Here is a 19,033-nt window from a genome sequence, read left to right as displayed (position 1 = left end):
GTGCGGGCCATGGTGCGAAACGGCGTCGCGTCATGAGGGGAGGGCGATCAGAGTTACGGTAGCTGCAAGCAAAGTCGCTGGTAGAGGTGCAGATCAAACCCGACGGGACGACTCATAATTCCTCGGTCGCGGGTTCGAGTCCCGCCCGCCCCAGCACGCAAAACGCCTGTTCAGCCGGCCTGCCGGCGACTCGGACGAACCGCATCGAGATCCGGGCCGGCTCCCTCAGTCCGCACTGAGTCCGCAGCCGCAGGACCCGCCGCCCGATCCGGGCGATCCGCGTGATCCGCCCCCAGTGGGAACTCGCAAACGGTGCGCCACGGGCTCAGGCCCGGCGTGCCGGCGATGAGGCGAACCATGTCGACGGTCGCGTTGATCGGCAGCTGCGCGGAGACGGTTTCCGCGGCGTGGCTCAGTGTGGGTTTGGGGGCGTCGTGGCCGATGGTCAGGTGCGGCACCACCTCCGTATGCGCCCCGCCATACGGGGTGGTCTCGGGAAACCGCTGCCACACCGCCGCGGTGAGGTTCCGGAACGGGCGGTCGGGCTGCGGTGCAAGCCATACGACCGTGTCACCGAACCAGTCGATGTGAGTCAGCGCGACGTCGAACCGGGGTATTCCGGCAATGGTCTTGCGCAGCAGGGTCAGGGCCTGGTCGTTGATCTGCTGCGGAGGCAGAAACGGGTAGAGGACGGTCACGTGCGCCGGCACGCCCCAGGAGGCAGCCGGGTCGAGAGACTCCCGGAACCGGCCCACCGCTTCCTCGGCCTCGGGTATCGCAACGATGAGCGCTGTCTGTGTCGGTTCCATCCCGGCATTTTCCGATCATGGCCGGTGCTGGTCCACGGAGTTTCCCCACCGCTGCCCTTCGTACGCGAGCAGGGTGGGGCAGCGCGGTGCACGTACAGCATCGTAGAGTCCGATGTATCGATCCGATATATCAGAGCGACAGGTCCCCTACATAATTCGCCGCCGAGATGGAGGCCGGATGTCAAGGGCGCAGTTGTACGACACCATCGGCACGACCTACACCGAGACGCGGCGCACCGAGCCGCGGATCGCCGAACAGGTCTGGGCGGCGCTCGGCGATGCCCGGACCGTGCTGAATGTGGGGGCGGGCACCGGGTCCTACGAGCCCTGGGACCGTGACGTCACCGCGGTGGAACCATCGGCGGCCATGCGGGCGCAGCGCCCCGCAGGAGCAGCGCCCTGCGTGGCTGCCACTGCGGAGCGCCTTCCGTTCGAGGACCAGTCCTTCGACGCCGCGATGGCTCTTGCCACCCTCGACCACTGGCAGGACCCGATCGCAGGCCTGCGTGAGATGCGGCGCGTCGCGCGCCGCGTGGTGGTGTTCACGCACGACGCCGGCGGCCCTGATCGGTTCTGGCTGACTCGCGACTACCTGCCGGAGCACGCCGGCCTCTGGGCCGGCCGGCCTTCCCTGGCCGAACTGGCCAGCGCAATCGCCGCCCGGACCGAACCGGTGCTCATCCCGTGGAACTGCGCCGACGGTTTCTACGAGGCCTACTGGCGCCGGCCCGAGGCATACCTCGACGACCATGTCCGTCGCGGAATGTCGGTCTGGGCCAGAGTCGGGCCCGAGGCCGAGCAGCGGGCGATCCGCAGCCTGCGCCTTGATCTCGCCTCCGGCCGGTGGGCCGAACGCAACCGCGACATTCTCGATCTCGACGCAGCAGAGCTCGACAGCCGCCTGCTCATCGCCTGATCATGTAGAGACGCTCGCCTCCGCTCATCGGTAGGACAGCTCGTGCATCTCGAAGGGTGTAGACAGTGCGGATGGGCGAGGAAGAGGTCACCGTGTGGGCGCGTGTTCGTCACGAGCCGGACCGGTCATACGCGGTACTGGTCGACGGGCCGGACGGCGAGGTGGAGGTCGGCCGTACCTCCAGGACCAGCGACGTGCTGGCGTTGGCCCGCGCCGGTGCGGCCCGCCTGTTCGGTGTGCCGGTCGACCGCATCCGGATGGGCGATGGCCTCGACTTCCCGCGACCGCCCTATGGGCGGGACGGACAGTGGGTGCGCATCGCCGCAGTGCAGGACCGGGGCGAGCCGTCGGAGGCTGAGGATATTGGTCGCCTGGGGCAGGCGTACTGGTTCGGCGCTGAGGGGGCCTGGTTCGTGACGGTGGCCAGCTCCGGCACCGGCGTACATCCCAGCGAGAACCTCGATTTCGCACCGACCGTGACAGACGACGAAGTTGCAGCGTTCCATGCCTACATCTCCTCGTCCGCGCGGCAAGAGCGCTAGACGGTCCAGGTCACCGCCCTGAGCCGTGATCCTTTGGTTCGCCTGCGGTACCTCGGCTCCGCGAGGCGGCCCGTAAGCTCCCGGCGTGACCGTCTATGACGTCGCGGCGCGGCTGCCCTCGATCGCCGTGTTGCGGGAGCGCTGCAAGGCCCTGGCGATGCTCGACGCGATCGTCGGCGGCGACTACTACGCCTACGACCGCGAGTGGGGCGAGGACGAAGCAGCGTCGATGCGCAACGGCAGCGGCGAGGAGTACGACGTCGTCTTCACCGCCGACGGCGTCTTCATCCGCGGTGTCGACCACGAGTCGTCGATGTCCACGTACACGGACGGGCGGCTCTGGCCGGGTCTCCTCGATGGACTGCCGGAGCAGTTCCAGGCGCAGGCTCACGAGCCTGCGTTCTGCCGCCAGGACGGCACTCTGGATGCCACCTTCGTGCTGTGGCGGCGCACCGCCGACGAGCGGTGGCACGCCGGCGACGACATCGACTTCTCACCCGCCGACGACGACGAGGCCGACCCGGACGGCTCCTGGCTGCTCGACATCGTCTGCGACGACATCGTCGCGGAGTACGTCGAACACGCCACGGATGTCTACGAGGTCGACCTGGATCGAGCGGCGGTCGAACACTTCGTCGCGTTCCGTCCTCTGACCGACGCAGCCGTCCACGCGCTCAACCTTGAAGCTGAGTTGGCCGACCTGCGCGCAAAGGCAGCGGAGTACGGCTACCCAACGGCGTAGGGGCCTGCTCCTCCGGCCGGTCACACCCGCAGTCGTCAACCCGACAACTCGTAGCCGCAGGACGGCGGCCCGTCCAGCATCAACTGCCGACACCAACGGGGAGCACACCTTGACCGACCCGAACCAGCAGCCGCCGCAGACGCCTTACCAGCCGAGCGCGCCCGTCCACCCGCCGCAGCAGTACCTGCCCGCCGAGCAGGACCCGGCCCTCGGCTACCCGGGTCAGCAGCCGCCCGCCCCGCCACCTGCCGCGTCGAGCAAGCCGCTCCTTTTCGCCGTCGGCGGGTTCCTCGCCGTGCTCGCTCTGCTCGCGGGCGGGTACGCCGTCTACGACGGGTTCATCAAGGAGGACTCCGGCGTGGCCGCGTGTAAGGCGATGCGCGACGGCAAGGAGATCGACGGCACCGCGAGGGGCAGCGGCGACGACAAGCCGACCGAGGCCGAATACCGAAAGGTGCGGGAACAGTTCGAGGACTCCCGCCACGAGAAGATCCGGGAGCACGGCACCGCGCTCATCGACATCGCGTGGCAGGTGTCGAACCTGCCGGAGGAGCAGGAGATGGGTGCGCTCGCGTTCATGGGGCCGTTGACCACCCACATGTCGGGGTTGCAGACAGCCTGCGCGGATCAGGGTGTGATTGTCGATCTCAACCGCGGCAGGTAGCCCAAGGCTGGGACTGCGCTATCTGCCGCACGTCGGGCAACGCTGGTGAACGGGTGACGCCGGAGTGTCGGCCGCTGCGCTGGAGCGTGCCCGGATTGCGAGCGCCGCGGCCAGGGTCACTCCACCCAGGACGAAGGTGGCGGCGGTCGTACCGGTGATGACGCGGAAGTCGGCGTAACCAGCCCCGACGACGGGGGCGATGTTCTCCGTCAGCGGGTACAGCGCGAGTAGTCCGATCGGGGTGAGGAGGACGAGCAAGGCCCACAGCCCGCGGGCGTCGCCGCGCAGGGACAGGACGGTCGCGGCCAGCACGGCGGTCAACAGGAGGGCCGCGCCGGCCTCCGGGAGGAACGCGCCCCCGTAGCTGAAGCGGTAGAACCACGCGCTCTCCCCGGACAGGACCCCGACGGCGATGAGGGCCGCGGCCAGCGCGATCGCCAGGGGTACGAGGCGTTGCCGTCGCGCCGTGCGCGAGGGACCTGCCAGCGCCAGGACGCCCAGCGTCGCCTGGGGAAGCAGGACGAACAGGTACGGACGGGGCAGCTCGAACAGGGCGGCGACGGGCACCACGGCGGCGGTGAGCAGCAGCGCCAGCCCGATGGCGGCGCGGACCCACCGGGCCGGCCCGACGGCGTACGCGACGGCGGCCAGCAGCCAACCGGCCCAGATGACGATGCCGGTCGTGGCGAACGGACCGAACGCCGGCGAGCCCCACACACCCGAGGTGGTGACCACCTCGGCGGTGGCCCAGAAGCCGGCGAGCGCGGTCGCGGTGAGGTAGCTGAGGAGACCGGCGAGGCGTACGCCGGGTACGAGATCGGCAGCGCCGGCGGCGCGTAGGCGCTCTCGACCACCACCGGCCACCACGTCCGCCACTTCGAGGATCGACGGCCAGCGGCGATCGGGCCCGGCCAGGTCGAGATACGTGCCGACGATTTCGGCGCCGCGTGCCTGGCGGTAGCCGGCAGGGTAGGCCCGGAGCAGGTGCCGGTACCGGCGTTCCAGGTCTCTCATGCCAGTCCTCCCGCGGGGCGCGGAGCGACGGGCCGGGCGGCGGGCGTCAGGTTGCCCAGGCGGGCGGTCGCGGCCTCCACGTTGCGCCGCAGGCGCTCGGTCTCAGCGGCCAGGGTGGCGTTGCCCGTGGCGGAGAGGTGGTAGTAGCGACGCAGGCGACCGTCGACGACCTCCTCGCGGTCGGCCTCGATGAGGCCCGCGTCCACCAACCGGTCGAGCGCGCCGTACAGGGTGCCGGGCCGCATGGCGAGCCGGCCGCCGGACAGGGCAGCCACCGCACGGATGATCCCGTAGCCGTGCAGTGGCGGGCCGGCGAGAGCGGTGAGGATCCAGAAGGTCGGTTCCCGCAGTGGTGTGTCCACCCCGGGAACATATCGGCTGCGAAGGTATGGGAACGGCAGATCGCCGATGACGCCCCAAATCCTTTGTCCTTCGGCCGCTCGGGCTGCCAGCGCCATTCCGCGAACGCGACTGGTCGTTACTCCGGCTGAGATGGGAAACGGTGTGCGGAAGCGCTCCCCGGCCGGTGCGGGCACAACGGGTGGAGCCTTCGGTCGGCGGCTCGACCGCCGACCGAAGGCTCCTGGAAGTGCCGGATCAGCAGTTGTCCGCGCCGTTGAAGACCCGGGGAACCCGGGCCACCTTCGACGAGATCTGGTAGCCCGGTTCGACGGTCCAGCAGGCTCCGTCGGCCCCGAAGTTCCAGGAGATCTTGATGCGGACGTTGGAGCCGCAGTCGTTGCGCGCGTAGCCGGTCTGCGTGACCGTTCCCTGCGACACCCAGACCGCGACACAGCTTGGAGCATTGCCGGCGTAGGCCGGCGCCGCTCCGACGGTCGCGATCAGGCCTGCCGCGACAGCGCCGACGGCCGCCGCTTTTCTGCCTCTGGCTCGGACTCTCACGAGCACTCCTCCCGTTCGCCTGCCACCCCGTGTGACAGACCCTCGGAAAGTACGTGTTTAATCGATGCGCAGCAATGAAACTTTCAGCGTGGACAATATTCTGATTCACTTTGCATGATCCTCTGATCGGCGGATCGCGTCGCTGACTGAAAGCTGACCGACAACTGACCAGGGAAAGGTGGGCAAGGTGAACGAAACGAAAGCCGGGGAGATCGTCGACGAATTTATGTGATCGGTGTCACACTGACGGACCGAACCATGTCGGCCATGGCGAACGACGAGGGGTATGTGATGGCAGACCGGCGGGAGCCGCCCAGCGATGCGCACCTCGTGCGTGGCATCGCCGAGCGCGACCGGCACGCCTGCGCCGAGCTGTACCGCAGGTACGCCCCGTGGCTCGCCGCCCGCCTCGGTCACCGCTGCGCGGACGGCGCGGTCATCGACGACGTGATCCAGGACGTCTTCGTCTCGATCTGGAGCCGACCGCCCCGCGACGACGTCGATGACGTCGCCGGGTGGCTCTGGCGGATCGGGTACCGGCGTCTGGTCGACCTCCAGCGAGGCGCCGGGCTGCGCGCCCGGCTGCAACGCCGGCTCTTCGGCCAGCGCCTCCCGCACGAGCCGTCGGCGGAGGACTCCATCCTCGACGCACTCGGCTGCGGAGAGCCGGCGCAGGCGTTGTCCCGGCTCCCGGTCGACCAGCAGACCGCCCTCCGGGTCACCGCGGTGGACGGCCTGACCATGGAGGAGGCCGCGCGGCTTCTCGGGGTGCCGGTCGGAACGGTCAAGACCCGCGTGCAGCGGGCCCGTCGACGGCTACGTGCGGAGCTGGCATGACCAGGCCGGGCGACCGAGGGCGTGACCTGCGGGACGCGGCGACCCCGCCGGGCGGGCACGTCGCCGCCGAGGTGCTGCGGGAGTACGTCGACGGCCACCTGCCCGCCGCCGCCCTGGCCGGCGTCGAGGGGCACGTCGACGGATGCCCCGAATGCCGGCAGGAGCTGACCCGGCTGTCGCCGCCGACCCGCTACGAGCGGCTGTGGTCGGCCATCGACGAAACCCTCGACGAGCCGCGCCGCGGCCCCGCGGAGCGGGCCCTGATCTGGTGCGGGGTGTCCCCGGAGACCGCCCGGCTGGTCGCCGCCACCCCCGCGCTGCGCCGATCCTGGACCATCGCGGCGGGGCTCGTGCTCTTCACCGCCGCCCTCGTGGCCCGGTTGTCGCCGCTGGACTCCCCGTCGCTGCTCCTGCTCGCGATCTCGCCCATGCTTCCGGTGCTCGGCGTCGCCGTCTCCTTCGGACGCCGGTTCGACCCGACGTACGAGATCACCCTGGTGGCGCCCGTGCACGGGCTGCGGCTCGCGCTTCTGCGTACCGCCGCGGTCCTGGGGGTGGCGGCCGGCCTGGCCGCGGCCGCCAGCCTGGTGCTGCCCCGCAGCGGTCCCGCGACCCTCGCCTGGCTGCTTCCGATGCTCGCGCTGACGCTGGTCACCCTGGCGATGACCGCGCGGCTCGACCCGGTCGTGGCCGCCGCGGTGACCGGCGCCGGCTGGCTGGCCCTGCTCTTCGCCACGACCCACTTCGCCGACGGCCGGTCGCTCCTGCTCACCGCCACCGGTCAGGCGGCGGTGAGCGTGGTGGCCGTGGCCGCGGCCGTCGGTCTGGCGCTGGCCCGCCGCCGATTCGACCAACAGCCCACCGTCGTCCTGACCCCCTGACCAGCTCGGAGGACCCGAATGTCGCATCCCGCGGAAACGACGCCGGGGCAGCTCGTCGCCGTTGACGGGCTGACCCTGCGGTACCGGCGGCACACGGCTCTCGCCGGGGTCTCGTTCACCGCCGGCGAGGGGGTGACCGGGCTGCTCGGGCCGAACGGCGCGGGCAAGACGTCGCTGTTGCGGATTCTCGCCACCGCGATGCCGCCGGATGCGGGCACCGTGCGGATCCTCGACACCGATCCGCTCACGACCGCCGGCCGGCTGGCGACCCGCAGGCGGATGGGTTACCTGCCGCAGCAGCCGGGCTTCTTCCCGAACTTCACCGCGTACGAGTTCATCGACTACGTCGCGATCCTCAAGGAGATCACCGATCGCCGGCAGCGCCGGGACGAGACCCTCCGGGTGCTGGCGGCGGTCGGCCTCAGCGACGACCGGGGCAAGCGGATCAAGGCGCTGTCCGGCGGGATGCGGCAGCGCGTGGCCCTCGCCGCCGCCATCGTGGGCGATCCGCGCGTGCTCATCCTCGACGAGCCGACCGTCGGGCTCGACCCCGAACAGCGCCTCCGGTTCCGTGAGCTGATCGCGGATCTCGGCGAGGGCCGGGTCGTCCTGCTCTCCACCCATCAGACCGAGGACGTCTCGGCCCTGTGCCACCGGGTGATCGTGCTGGACCGGGGCGTCGTCCGCTTCGACGGCCCACCCCCACAGTTGACGGCGCTGGCCGAGAACCGGGTCTGGCACAGCGCCGAACGCAGTCCGCAGGCGGTGGCGGCCTGGCGCACCGGAGTGGGCACGGTCCGCAACATCGGCGTCCCTCCCGCGGCTGCCGACCTCGTCCCCGCCACCCTCGAAGACGGTTACCTGCTGCTGCTCGACCCGTCCGCCGCCACGGAGGTCGCGGCGTGACCGGGACCAGCCTGGCGCCGGCGCCCACCTCGCGGCCGCCGGTGACGCCCCGCCCCCGTGGCGCGGTCAGCGCTCTCTTCCGGATCGAGGCCGTCCGGCTGCTGCGTCATCCGGCGGTGCTGACCGGCCTCCTCCTCTACCTCGCCCTGTGGGCATACGAGTGGGGCACCGGCGGCCTCGCGCACCGCTACCCCGTCCTCCAGGACGAGGACCGGTACTCCCAGGTGCCGCTGCTGCTGGTCGCCGCCGGGGCGTTCATCGCGAGCAACCTGGCCCTCACCCGGGCGCAGCGGTCCGGCGTCGCCGCGGTCACCGACCTGCTCGCGCTGGCGCCGTGGCGGCGTACCCTCGCGCAGCTTCTCGCGCCGCTGCCGTTGGCGATGCTCAGCGGGCTCCTCGTCGGCGCACGTGTCGCCCACCTCGCCGCCGCGCCCGGAGCGGTCGGGCGACCGTCCCTGCTGGAGCTGGTCACCGGGCCACTGATCGTCCTGCTCGCCGGGGTCGCCGGCGTCGCCGTGGGAAGGCTGACCTCGATGGTCGCCGTCGGCCCCCTGGTGATCCTCGGCATGGCGATCTTCACGCTCGTGGGCGCGGTCACGCTGGGCCGGCCGATGCTCAAGTGGTGGGGTCTCGTCGCGATCGAGGACGAGTTCGAACCGCCCCTGCCGGCGGACCTCATGCACCGGCCCGTGACGGCCCACCTGGTCTACCTGGCCGCCTGCGCCGCGGTGTGCTGCGCGGTGGCCCTGGCCCGCAGCGGCGTCGACCGGCGGATCGGGGTGACGGCGGTGGGAGTCACCACGGTGCTGGCCGTGGTCGCCGGGGCGGGGCAGTCGGTCACGGTGCCCGGGGACGTGGCCGCCCGGCGGTCGGTCGCCGAACGGGAGCCTTCGGCGCAGCAGACGTGTCGGACGGTGGGCAGGGTCACCTACTGCGCCTTCCGCGACTTCGAGGGCCGTATCGACCAGTGGTCGACGCTGGTCGGCGGAATGCTCGGGCACACTCCTCCCGACAGGGCCGCCGACCGGTACGTCGTCCGGCAGCGCCTCCTGTTCGGCGCCACCACCAGTTCGGTCAGCATCTCGCCGCCGCTCGCCGTCTGGGCGGCGGACGACGCGCGGGCCGGTACGCCGGGCGCGGTGCCGGTCGGCACGAAGTGGGGCACGGACCAGATCGGCGGGGACGCGATGCTCAGCTTCGCCGGGCACTTCGCCGCGCGGGTGGTCACCGGCGAGCCGCCGACCGAGGCCTCGGCCCTGTCCGTCTGCCGATCCCGTGCGGTGCTGGTGCTGTGGCTCGCCGCCACGGCGACCGAGGAGACGACCGCGGCGCTGCGCAGCCTGTTGCCGCGGACCGGCGGCAGCGTGGTCCTTCCGCTGCTGGACTCGTCGCTCGGGCTGTCGATCGGTCGGCAGGAGGTCTCGGTGGTCAGGTCGCTGCTGGACAGGCCGGCAGACCAGGTTGCTCAGCAGGTGATCGCCAACTGGGCCGAACTGACCCGGCCGGAGACCGGCACCGAGCGGGCGGCGAGCCTGCTGGGCACGCGGGTGCTGGGCCCAGCGGCCGAGGGCGCCCGATGCTGACGACGGTGCGGGCGTTGCTGCCCCACGTGTTCCGGGCGAGCCGGAAGGCTCCGCCGGTGCTCTGCGGCGTGCTGGCCCTCGTGCTCGCCGTGCTGCCGCTGGCGGTCTCCTACCGGATGGAGATCCCGTACGCGGTCACCCTGATCAGGGTGGTGTCGGTGACCGTGGCGCTCGGCGTGGCCTTCGCACTGGACGACCCGGCCAGCCCGACGACGCAGGTGACCCCCACGTCCAACCTCCTGGTCCGCCTGACGCGGATCGCGCTGTCCGCCCTTCCCCTGGTGGCGGTCTGGCTCGGTGCGCTGCTGCTCTGCCGGGCGGCGGTGCCGGCGGAGGCCCGGCCGTACCTGCCGGTCGGGGGTCTCGCTCTGGAGGCGACGGCCCTTCTGGTGACGACCCTGGCATTCGCGGCGGTCGCGGTCCGGGTCTCCGCCCCCACCCACGGCGGGCTGGCGGCCATGCCCGGCCTGCTGCTCGCGACGACGGCCGTGACCCTGCTGCCGGACGACGTGCAGCCGTTCGCCGGGCCGGGGTCGACGCGGTGGGACGCCTCGCGGTGGTTCTGGCTGGTCCTCCTTGTCGGGGCGGTGGTCGTCCTGGCCAGCCTCCTGGGCGAGGCGGGGCACCGCCGGCGGCGCCGGTCGCCGGCGGTGGCCGGACCGGCCGCCGAGCAGGTGCCGGCGACCGCCGAGCACGAGGCGCGGTCGCGACGATCCGTGGCCTGATCCGGTCATCCCCGAACGTCCCCACGGGCCCGCGCCGCGCGTCCTGACGATGCCCCCGTCCGGCCGGACGGGGGCATCGTCGTCATCCGCCGCCGCCGAGGGGCAGGCGGCAGAAGTGCTGGTCAGCGGGCGGCAACCGTCGCCGGCAGCAGCATTTCCATCGAAGGATCTTTACTTTCGTCGAATCGATACATAGATTGATGTCATCAGTCGAAAGTTCTGAGTCTTCCGAGCAAAGTCGCGGCGACTCATGAGCTCGCGGGCCGTCCCTCCGTTGCTCGACGGTCGTCGCACTCTGCCCTGTCGCGGCTTGACCCGGTCGAGAACGGAGTCTCATGGACAACAATCCCGTCGGCTCCCAACGCCCCCTGTCCCGCAGATCCCTGATGGCCACCGGAGTGCTGGCCGCCGGCGCTGTCGGCGTGACCGCCTCCACGGTCGGCGTCCCCTTCAGCGGCAGTCCGGCCCAGGCCGTGGCCGGCATCACCAAGAAGGTCACCATCTACGCCGAACAGCTGCCCGGCGGGCTGTTCGGGTACGGCCTGGCGCCCGGCCAGGCCACCGTGCCCGGGCCGGTGCTGGAGATCTACGAGGGCGACACCCTGGAGATCACCCTGGTCAACACCACCAGCCAGCGGCTGTCCATCCATCCACACGGGGTGGACTACAGCACCGACTCGGACGGCAGCCCCCTCAACGCCTCGTTCAACAATCCGGGCGAGACCCGGACGTACGTGTGGCGCTCGCGGGAGATGTTCCTCGCGTCCGGTCGGCGCTTCATGCCGGGCAGCGCCGGCTACTGGCACTACCACGACCACGCGATGGGCACCGACCACGGCACCGCCGGGGTGGCCAAGGGGCTGTACGGCGCGCTGATCGTGCGGCGTCGCGGCGACATCCTGCCGGAGAAGCAGTACACGGTCGTGTTCAACGACATGATGATCAACAACCGGATGGCGCCCGACACGCCGATGTTCGAGGCGAACCTGGGCCAGCGGGTGGAGTGGCTCGCCATCGGGCACGGCGGCACCTTCCACACCTTCCACCTGCACGCGCACCGCTGGGCGGACAACCGCACCGGGATGCTCGAGGGCCCGGCCGACCCCAGCCTCGTGATCGACAACAAGGACCTCAACCCGGGCAGCTCGTTCGGGTTCCAGGTGCTCGCCGGGGAGGGCGTCGGGCCCGGCGCGTGGATGTACCACTGCCACGTGCAGTCCCACTCCGACGGCGGCATGGCCGGGATCTTCCTGGTGCGCAACGCCGACGGCAGCATGCCGCCGGGCGCGGAAGAGGCCATCCACAGATTCCAGGGCCACACCCACACGCACAGCAGCTGAGCGAATCGAAAGTGGGGACGGGGATGACAAGACAACTACGACGAACCCTCGCCGCGGCAGCGGTCATCGCGATGATGCTGCCGGGCACACCGGCAGCGGCCGCACCGCAGGCGGCACCCGCGCCGAAGGCGGCGCAGGAGGACAGGACGGCGGTCCTCGTCTTCCACGGGCCGGTGGCGGAGCAGCAGGACCCGGTCGCCCGCGCCGCGGAAGCGATCAAGGATCTTGGCGCAGACAATGACATCGTTGTCACCGCTACCACGGACCCGGCCGTCTTCACCACGGCCGGGCTGTCCGCGTACCGCAGCGTGGTTTTCCTCTCCGCGACGGGCGCCGCGCTCAACCGTGACCAGGAAGCCGCGCTGCAGAGCTACATGAAGTCCGGCGGCGGTTTCGTCGGCATCGCCGACGCGGCCCGCGCGCAGGTCGACTCCGCCTGGTTCACCGGTCTGATCGGCACCCGCCCGGCGGGCGCCATCCCGGTGGCCGAGCCGGTGGCCCGGGTGACCGCCAGCGGCGAGAACCCGCCGAACGAGACCAAGGAGAAGCTGACCGACGGCGACTCCGGCACCAAGTGGCTCGTCCGCACCCCGACGGCCTGGGTGGCGTACGAGCTGAGCGCCGCCAAGCGGATCACCGGGTACGCGCTGACCTCGGCCAACGACTCCTCCGGCCGGGACCCGAAGGACTGGACCCTGCAGGGCTCCACGGACGGCCAGAACTGGTCCGACCTGGACCGGCGCACCGGCCAGACCTTCGCGGAGCGGTTCCAGACCCGCCGGTTCGACATCGCCACGCCGCAGGAGTTCAAGCACTTCCGGCTGAACATCACGGCGAACAGCGGCGAACCGCTGACCCAGCTCGCCGACCTGCGCCTGTTCACCGGCAGCACCGCGCCACCGGAGCCGCCCGCGGTGAACCGGGCGGTCGTCAACATCCTGGACCGGAACCACCCGGCCACGGCGTCGCTGCCGATGACGCTCACCCGCTCGGACCGCTGGGAGAACTGGGACCCGAACCCGATCGGCACGGTGCACACCGTCGCGCAGGTCGAGGAGCGGCACTACAACCCGGGACCGGGCGCCAACGGGCCGTTCCACCCGGTGTCCTGGTGCCGGGACTACGACGGCGGCCGGTCGTTCTACACCGGCATGGGCCACACCGAGGGCAGCTACGGCGAGGCCGCGTTCCGCACGCACCTGACCGGCGCGCTCAAGTGGACCACCGGCCTGGAGCGCGGTGACTGCCAGGCGACGATCGCCGCGAACTACAAGGTGGAGCGGCTGACCGCGGCCAACCAGACCGGGCAGCTGGACCAGATCGGCGAGCCGCACGGCCTGACGATCGCGCCGGACGGCACGGTCTTCTACGTCGGCAAGGCGGCCTGCCCGAGCGGCCCCGTCGCGGACTGGAACAACCCGAACGTCGGCCTGGGCTGCGGCACCATCCACTCGTGGGACCCGCGCACCAAGCAGGCCAAGCTGCTCACCACCCTGGAGGTGATGGGCAACCGGGGCAGCGGCTCGGAACTGGTGAAGAACGAGGAGGGTCTGCTCGGCATCGTGCCGGACCCGAAGTTCGCCGAGAACGGCTGGCTCTACGTCTACTGGATGCCGCACGAGTCGATCGACCGGGTGCAGCGGGTCGGGCAGCGGACCGTCTCCCGGTTCACCTACGACCGCGAAGCCCAGACCATCGACCAGGCCACCCGCAAGGACCTGCTGAAGTTCCCGGTGCAGATCCACAGCTGCTGCCACGCCGGCGGCGGCATGGCGTTCGACGCCAAGGGCAACCTGTACGTCGGGTCGGGTGACAACAACTCCTCCGAAGGATCGCAGGGCTACTCCGGCAACAACTGGACCCAGGAGTACCAGGGGATCTCGTTCCAGGACGCCCGCCGCACGTCGGGCAACACCAACGACCTCGCCGGCAAGATCATCCGAATTCACCCGGAGCCCGACGGCACGTACACCATTCCGGAGGGCAACCTGTTCCCGCCGGGCACCGAGAAGACCCGACCGGAGATCTACGTGATGGGCGTACGGAACATCGCCCGCCTTCAGATCGACCCGAAGCACCAGTGGCTGACGGCCGGCTGGGTGGGGCCCGACGCCTCGTCACCCAGCCCGACGCTGGGCCCGGCCAAGTACGAGACGGCCACCATCATCACCTCGGCCGGCAACCATGGCTGGCCGTACTGCATGGGCAACCGGCAGCCGTACCGGGACCGCAGCAGCACCGACGCGACCGTGCTGACCGGCTGGTACGACTGCGACAACCTGAAGAACGAGTCGCCGCGCAACACCGGCCTGGCGGACATCCCGCCGGCCCGGGACAACATGATCTGGTACTCGCCGGACGGCGGCGGCCCGGTGTTCCCGGAGCGGACGGACGGCAGCGACCTCCCGACCTATGTCGCCGCCGACGCCACCTACACCCAGCCGTACCTGCGCGGCGGCGGCCAGGCCATCATGTCCGGGCCGACCTACCACCGCGATCTGGTCGACACGAACAGCGGTGTGGCGTGGCCGGCGCACTGGGACGGCAAGTGGCTCATCGGTGACCAGTCGAACCCGAACAACCGCATCGCGGTCACCGTCGACCCGGCGGGCGTGCCCACCGCGGCCCCGCCGGTGTTCGCCGAGTCGCTGCGGGCCATCATCCCCGGCGGCAACGGCGACGCCCGGCTGCAGAGCTGGATGGACGCCAAGTTCGGGCCGGACGGCGCGCTCTACCTGCTGGACTACGGAGGCGGCTTCTTCAGCCTGCACCCCAACCAGAAGCTGATCCGGATCACCTACACCGGCGGCGCACCGACCCCGGCGCCGGCCGCCAGCTCGGTCGCCGTGCAGAACAAGCCCCTGACCATGGCCTTCAACGGTTCCCGATCCGGTGGCGTCAGCTACCGGTGGGAGTTCGGCGACGGCGCCACGTCGACCGAGGCGAACCCTCGGCACACGTACGCCCGGGTCGGCACCTACACCGCGAAGCTCACCGTCACGTACGCCGACGGGGAGACGGCGACGGTGCAGACCACGGTCACGGTGGGCTGCGCGGTGCCGGACAACCGGGCCACCGTGTGGCTCGGGGACACGGACACCAAGGTGCCCAGCCGCACGGTCGGGCAGGGCTGCACCAGCAACGACCTGATCGACGACGAGAGCACCTGGGCCGACCACAACAGCTTCGTCCGGCACGTGACCGCGGTGACCGACACGCTCCAGGACGACGGCCTGCTCTCCGCCCGCGAAGCCGGCACGCTGACCCGCCTGGCCGCCGCGTCCGACATCGGCCGGGATGGTCGCACCGGGTACGAGCCGCTCTTCGACGGCACCGCCGAGTCGCTGCTCGGCTGGCAGCAGGCGCCGTCCGGATCGTTCGGCATCCAGCCGGACGGCTCGCTGCGCTCCAGCGGCGGCCTGGGCATGCTCTGGCACACGAAGGAACTCGCCGACTTCTCGCTGAAGGTGCAGTTCCGCGACATCGCGCCGGGCACCGGCCGGGCCAACAGCGGCGTCTTCACCCGGTTCCCGGACCCGCGGATCCCCCTGGAGCAGCGCCCGGCGGGCAGCTGCGGCACGGTCGGGTCCGCCCGGACCTCACCGGCCTGGGTGGCGATCTACTGCGGCCACGAGATCCAGATCTACGACGGTGAGACCGGCGAGCCGCAGAAGACCGGCTCGGTCTACAACTTCGACCCGGTGCCGCTCGCCCAGGCCGGCGTCACCCCGAAGGACCAGTGGAACGACTACGAGATCCGCGTGGTCGGGCAGCACTACACGATGATCCGCAACGGCGTGGTGATCAACGAGTTCGACAACACGCCGGGCAAGCAGTCCTCGCGCGCCGGTGACCCGCCGACCGATCTGCGGCAGTTCCTCAGCGGCTTCATCGGACTTCAGAACCACGGCGACAACGATCTGATCGAGTTCCGCAACATCCGCGTGCGCGAGCTCTAGGAGAAACCATGATCCGACGACTGACGGCTGCGCTGGCGGCGCTCCTGCTCACGGTGACCCCGTTTGCCGGCGCGCCCGCCTCCGCCGCACCGAGCGTCGCGGACCAGGTGCTGACCTGGACCGCCGACGACGACATCACCCGCTACAAGTCCGCGCCGACCACGGCGGTCGCCGGTGCGACCACGATCATCTGGGAGAACAGCGCGGCCACCGGCAACACCACCGGGATGCCGCACACGCTGACCTTCGACACCACCACCGACGGCTACAACCACGACGTCACGCTGAACATCCTGGCCAACCCGTTCGACGTGAACAACGGACGGCACCAGGCGACGGTGACCCTGACGCCGGGCAGGTACCGCTACTTCTGCTCCATCCCCGGCCACAGCCAGATGGTCGGCGAGCTGGTGGTCACCGACGGCGGTGGAGGCGACGACACCACACCGCCGGCAGTCTCCGCCACGGTGGCCGGCGACCGCGACCAGGACGGCAACTACATCGGTACGGCCACGGTGACCGTCACGGCCACCGACGCCGGATCGGGCGTGGAGACCGTCGAGTACCAGATCGACGACACCAGCTTCCTGCCGTACAGACAGCCCGTGCCGGTCACCGCGATCGGCGACCACTCGGTGCAGTTCCGGGCCACCGACCAGGCCGGCAACACCAGCGAGGTCGGCTCGGTGTCGTTCCGGATCGTCGAGCCGAGCCAGGAGGACACCACCCCACCGGTGGTGACGGCCGACCTTGCCGGCGATCAGGACGGCGACGGCAACTACATCGGTACGGCCACCGCCACGCTGGCCGCCACCGACGCGCAGTCCGGCGTCGCCACGATCGAGTACTCGTTGGACGGGGCGGCCTTCACCGCGTACTCCGAACCGGTCGTGGTCGACGACGTCGGCATGCACATGCTGCACTACCGGGCGACCGACGTCGCCGGGAACACGTCGGCCGAGCAGATGGCCCACTTCACCGTGGTCGAGCCGCAGGCCGAGGACACCACCCCGCCCACGGTGTCCGCCACGGTCACCGGCGAGCAGAACGACGACGGCGCGTACGTGGGCGGTGCGACCGTGACCATCACGGCGACCGACGACGACTCAGGTGTCGCCTCCGTCGAGTACGCGCTCGACACGGGCGCCTGGACCGCGTACGCCAATCCCGTCTCCGTCCGTGCCACCGGGGCGCACACCCTGCGCTACCGGGCGACGGACGTCGCCGGGAACGCCGCCGCGGAGCAGTCGACCACGTTCACGGTGGTGGCGGACGGCACCGACGCCTGCCCCGACTCGGACACCCGGGCCAGGGTGATCATCGACGGTGACGACACCGGCGTCGCCAACGTCGACACCGGCAACGGCTGCACCATCAACGACCTGATCGACGAAGACGCCGCCTACCCCGGGCACGCCGACTTCGTCCGGCACGTCGAAGCGGTCACCGCGACCCTGGTGGCCGGCGGCACCCTCACCCTGCGGCAGCAGGGCGCCATCGTCCGGGCCGCAGCCCGATCGGACGTCGGCGCATGAGTCACCGAACCTCATCGACAGGGAGTACAGCGATGCCCAGACGTACCGTCGCCAAGCTGGCCACCGTGAGTGCCGTCATCACCGCCTCGGTGCTGGCGGTGGCGCCCAGCGCGCACGCCGACCTGGTCACCCACTGCATCGGCACCGGCGGTGCGGTGACGGTGCCCAACGACCTGTACGTGCCGGCCGGTGAGTCCTGCGCCCTGACCGGCACCACGATCACCGGCAACGTCACCGTCGCCGCCGGCGGCAACCTGGTGGTCATCGGTGGCACCGTCAGCGGCGAGGTACGCGTCGCCGCGGACGGCTACCTGGACGCCACCGACACGACGATCGCCGGTCAGGTGGTGCTGGCCGCCGGCGGCTACGGCGCCTTCCTGCGAGACGCCCAGACCGGCAACGTGACCGTGCGGCCGAAGGGCGCCGCGACCATCGACAGTTTCCTGTTCGTCGAGCAGTCCACGATCGTCGGGACCGTCAACGCCGGCGCCGGTGAGGTCCGGCTCGACCGCGGCACCCAGGTGGAGCGCAACCTCAGCACCACCGGCACGTACTACACCGATGTGCACGACTCGTTCGTCGACGGCACGCTGTCCGTGCTGAACAGCGCCACCGGCAGCGTCGTGTGCGGCAGCGCGGTCCGCGGCCTGGCGACCTTCGCGGGCAACCTGGGCGCTGTCCAGCTCGGCCCGAACGGCACCCTCGACAGTTGCGCCTCCGGGGGCTACTGGGGCCGGGACGTCAGCGTCACGAACACCACCGGCGGCGTCACCGTCGACGACAACATCATCGACGGCAGGTTGACCCTGACCTCCAACAACCCGGTCGCCCAGGTGGCCGACAACAACCGGATCCGCGGCGGCGTGACCGGTGACCAGGCGGCTGCGGGCACGTCCCGGATGGCCCGGGCGGCCGTCGCTGACCGGGAGGACGCCGGAGAGCAGCGGGCCGAGGCTCGCCGCGCGTCGGCCACGCAGGAGGCCGTCGCGGCTGGCGCGGCGCGTCTCTAGGTAGTTCCCCGCGCGGGGTCACGGGCGTTTCGGCCCGTGGCCCCGCGTGGCCTGTTCAACGTGGTGCTGCCCCGCGTCCACCTCGTCGATCTTCCCCGGTGTCGCGGTGGACGCCGCCGGTCACCATGGCGGCATGCGCAGATGGCAACGGCCGTACGCACTCGACGCGGCGACCGGCTTCGCGGTACTGGGGCTGTTCGGGGTGGTTGGCTTCGCCACCCTCTTCGTGATCACGCCCATGCACGAGCAGATGCCGACGCCGTTGGCGATCCTCTTCGGGATGTGGCTCGCCGTTGTCACCGCCGTCACGGCACGGCAGGCCATGCTCGGGGTCTACGTCAGTGCTGCTGGCGTCCGGTCCCGATCCCTGCTGCGGACAACGACGGTGCCCTGGGCGTCGGTCGCGGACATCCACAGTGGCGTCGCCACCATCGCGGGTCTCGACATGGGCCGGTCGGCGATCGTCATCGAACGGACCGACGGCGTCTCGATCCAGACACCGCTGCAGCGCGGCGACCTCTTCCGGCCGTTCACGTTCCGGCCCGAACTGGGCCGGCTGGCCACCTGGCCGGAACACTACGACGAGATCCTAACGACGCTGCGGACACACCTTCGCGAGGCGCAGCGCCAGGGGCAGGCGCCGGTCACCGGCCAACCAGCCCAGCCC

The 19,033-nt window shown here is 71.0% G+C and carries 17 protein-coding genes and 1 pseudogene; 14 read left to right on the top strand and 4 right to left on the bottom strand.

Annotated elements, in window-relative coordinates; genetic code table 11:
• Positions 1–170: 170 nt before the first annotated feature.
• Positions 171–809, bottom strand: a complete 639-nt coding sequence (locus EAD98_RS19615; RefSeq protein ID WP_121655505.1) for a 2'-5' RNA ligase family protein — start codon at positions 807–809, stop codon at positions 171–173.
• Positions 810–984: 175 nt separating this feature from the next.
• Here EAD98_RS19615 and EAD98_RS19610 point away from each other — a divergent pair.
• The 4 genes and pseudogenes from EAD98_RS19610 to EAD98_RS19595 form a co-directional block, all read left to right on the top strand.
• A pseudogene (locus tag EAD98_RS19610) lies at positions 985–1,725 on the top strand (class I SAM-dependent methyltransferase); the annotation flags it as partial.
• 71 nt (positions 1,726–1,796) lie between these two features.
• A complete protein-coding gene (locus EAD98_RS19605) occupies positions 1,797–2,267 on the top strand; it encodes a hypothetical protein (protein ID WP_121655503.1) in 471 nt (156 codons plus the stop codon).
• A gap of 85 nt (positions 2,268–2,352) precedes the next feature.
• Positions 2,353–3,009, top strand: a complete 657-nt coding sequence (locus tag EAD98_RS19600) for a hypothetical protein (RefSeq protein ID WP_121655502.1) — start codon at positions 2,353–2,355, stop codon at positions 3,007–3,009.
• A 109-nt stretch (positions 3,010–3,118) separates the two neighbouring features.
• The gene (locus tag EAD98_RS19595; protein ID WP_121655501.1) at positions 3,119–3,673 is read left to right on the top strand and encodes a hypothetical protein; all 555 of its coding nucleotides are present in this window, start codon (positions 3,119–3,121) and stop codon (positions 3,671–3,673) included.
• Positions 3,674–3,691: 18 nt separating this feature from the next.
• Here EAD98_RS19595 and EAD98_RS19590 read toward each other — a convergent pair whose 3' ends face one another.
• The 3 genes from EAD98_RS19590 to EAD98_RS19580 all read right to left on the bottom strand — a co-directional run bounded on the left by EAD98_RS19590 (position 3,692) and on the right by EAD98_RS19580 (position 5,467).
• Positions 3,692–4,687 (bottom strand): hypothetical protein, encoded by a 996-nt coding sequence (locus tag EAD98_RS19590; RefSeq protein WP_121655500.1) that lies wholly within the window; start codon positions 4,685–4,687, stop codon positions 3,692–3,694.
• Positions 4,684–5,049: a PadR family transcriptional regulator gene (locus EAD98_RS19585; RefSeq protein ID WP_121655499.1), complete on the bottom strand. Its 366-nt coding sequence runs from the start codon at positions 5,047–5,049 to the stop codon at positions 4,684–4,686. Before EAD98_RS19585 ends, EAD98_RS19590 begins: the two co-directional genes overlap by 4 nt.
• A gap of 235 nt (positions 5,050–5,284) precedes the next feature.
• Positions 5,285–5,467 carry a hypothetical protein gene (locus EAD98_RS19580; protein WP_121655498.1) on the bottom strand — a complete coding sequence of 61 codons (183 nt, stop codon included), beginning with the start codon at positions 5,465–5,467 and terminating at the stop codon, positions 5,285–5,287.
• Positions 5,468–5,857: 390 nt separating this feature from the next.
• On the opposite strand from EAD98_RS19580, the gene EAD98_RS19575 reads away from it, so the two are divergent.
• The 10 genes from EAD98_RS19575 to EAD98_RS19530 form a co-directional block, all read left to right on the top strand.
• Positions 5,858–6,427, top strand: a complete 570-nt coding sequence (locus EAD98_RS19575; RefSeq protein WP_233583895.1) for an RNA polymerase sigma factor — start codon at positions 5,858–5,860, stop codon at positions 6,425–6,427.
• Complete coding sequence (locus EAD98_RS19570) at positions 6,424–7,308, top strand: zf-HC2 domain-containing protein (RefSeq protein ID WP_121655497.1); 885 nt, start codon at positions 6,424–6,426, stop codon at positions 7,306–7,308. Before EAD98_RS19575 ends, EAD98_RS19570 begins: the two co-directional genes overlap by 4 nt.
• An 18-nt stretch (positions 7,309–7,326) precedes the next feature.
• Complete coding sequence (locus EAD98_RS19565; protein WP_121655496.1) at positions 7,327–8,214, top strand: ATP-binding cassette domain-containing protein; 888 nt, start codon at positions 7,327–7,329, stop codon at positions 8,212–8,214.
• Positions 8,211–9,797, top strand: a complete 1,587-nt coding sequence (locus EAD98_RS19560; protein ID WP_121655495.1) for a hypothetical protein — start codon at positions 8,211–8,213, stop codon at positions 9,795–9,797. Before EAD98_RS19565 ends, EAD98_RS19560 begins: the two co-directional genes overlap by 4 nt.
• Positions 9,791–10,522 carry a hypothetical protein gene (locus tag EAD98_RS19555; RefSeq protein ID WP_233583894.1) on the top strand — a complete coding sequence of 244 codons (732 nt, stop codon included), beginning with the start codon at positions 9,791–9,793 and terminating at the stop codon, positions 10,520–10,522. Before EAD98_RS19560 ends, EAD98_RS19555 begins: the two co-directional genes overlap by 7 nt.
• 335 nt (positions 10,523–10,857) lie before the next feature.
• Positions 10,858–11,862, top strand: coding sequence for a multicopper oxidase domain-containing protein (locus tag EAD98_RS19550; protein ID WP_121655494.1), 1,005 nt, complete (start codon positions 10,858–10,860; stop codon positions 11,860–11,862).
• Positions 11,863–11,885: 23 nt separating this feature from the next.
• Positions 11,886–15,821 (top strand): ThuA domain-containing protein, encoded by a 3,936-nt coding sequence (locus EAD98_RS19545; protein WP_121655493.1) that lies wholly within the window; start codon positions 11,886–11,888, stop codon positions 15,819–15,821.
• Between the two features lie 8 nt (positions 15,822–15,829).
• The gene (locus EAD98_RS19540; protein WP_121655492.1) at positions 15,830–17,356 is read left to right on the top strand and encodes a plastocyanin/azurin family copper-binding protein; all 1,527 of its coding nucleotides are present in this window, start codon (positions 15,830–15,832) and stop codon (positions 17,354–17,356) included.
• Between the two features lie 32 nt (positions 17,357–17,388).
• The gene (locus EAD98_RS19535; RefSeq protein WP_121655491.1) at positions 17,389–18,366 is read left to right on the top strand and encodes a hypothetical protein; all 978 of its coding nucleotides are present in this window, start codon (positions 17,389–17,391) and stop codon (positions 18,364–18,366) included.
• Between the two features lie 106 nt (positions 18,367–18,472).
• Positions 18,473–19,033 (top strand): PH domain-containing protein (locus EAD98_RS19530; RefSeq protein ID WP_233583893.1); only part of this gene is annotated, 561 nt, incomplete at its 3' end.

This window comes from Micromonospora sp. CV4 (genome assembly GCF_003667455.1).
In the GTDB taxonomy this organism is placed as follows: domain Bacteria; phylum Actinomycetota; class Actinomycetes; order Mycobacteriales; family Micromonosporaceae; genus Micromonospora.
The sequence above is the reverse complement of the archived record's forward strand: the minus strand, read 5'-3'. Positions and strand labels throughout refer to the sequence as shown.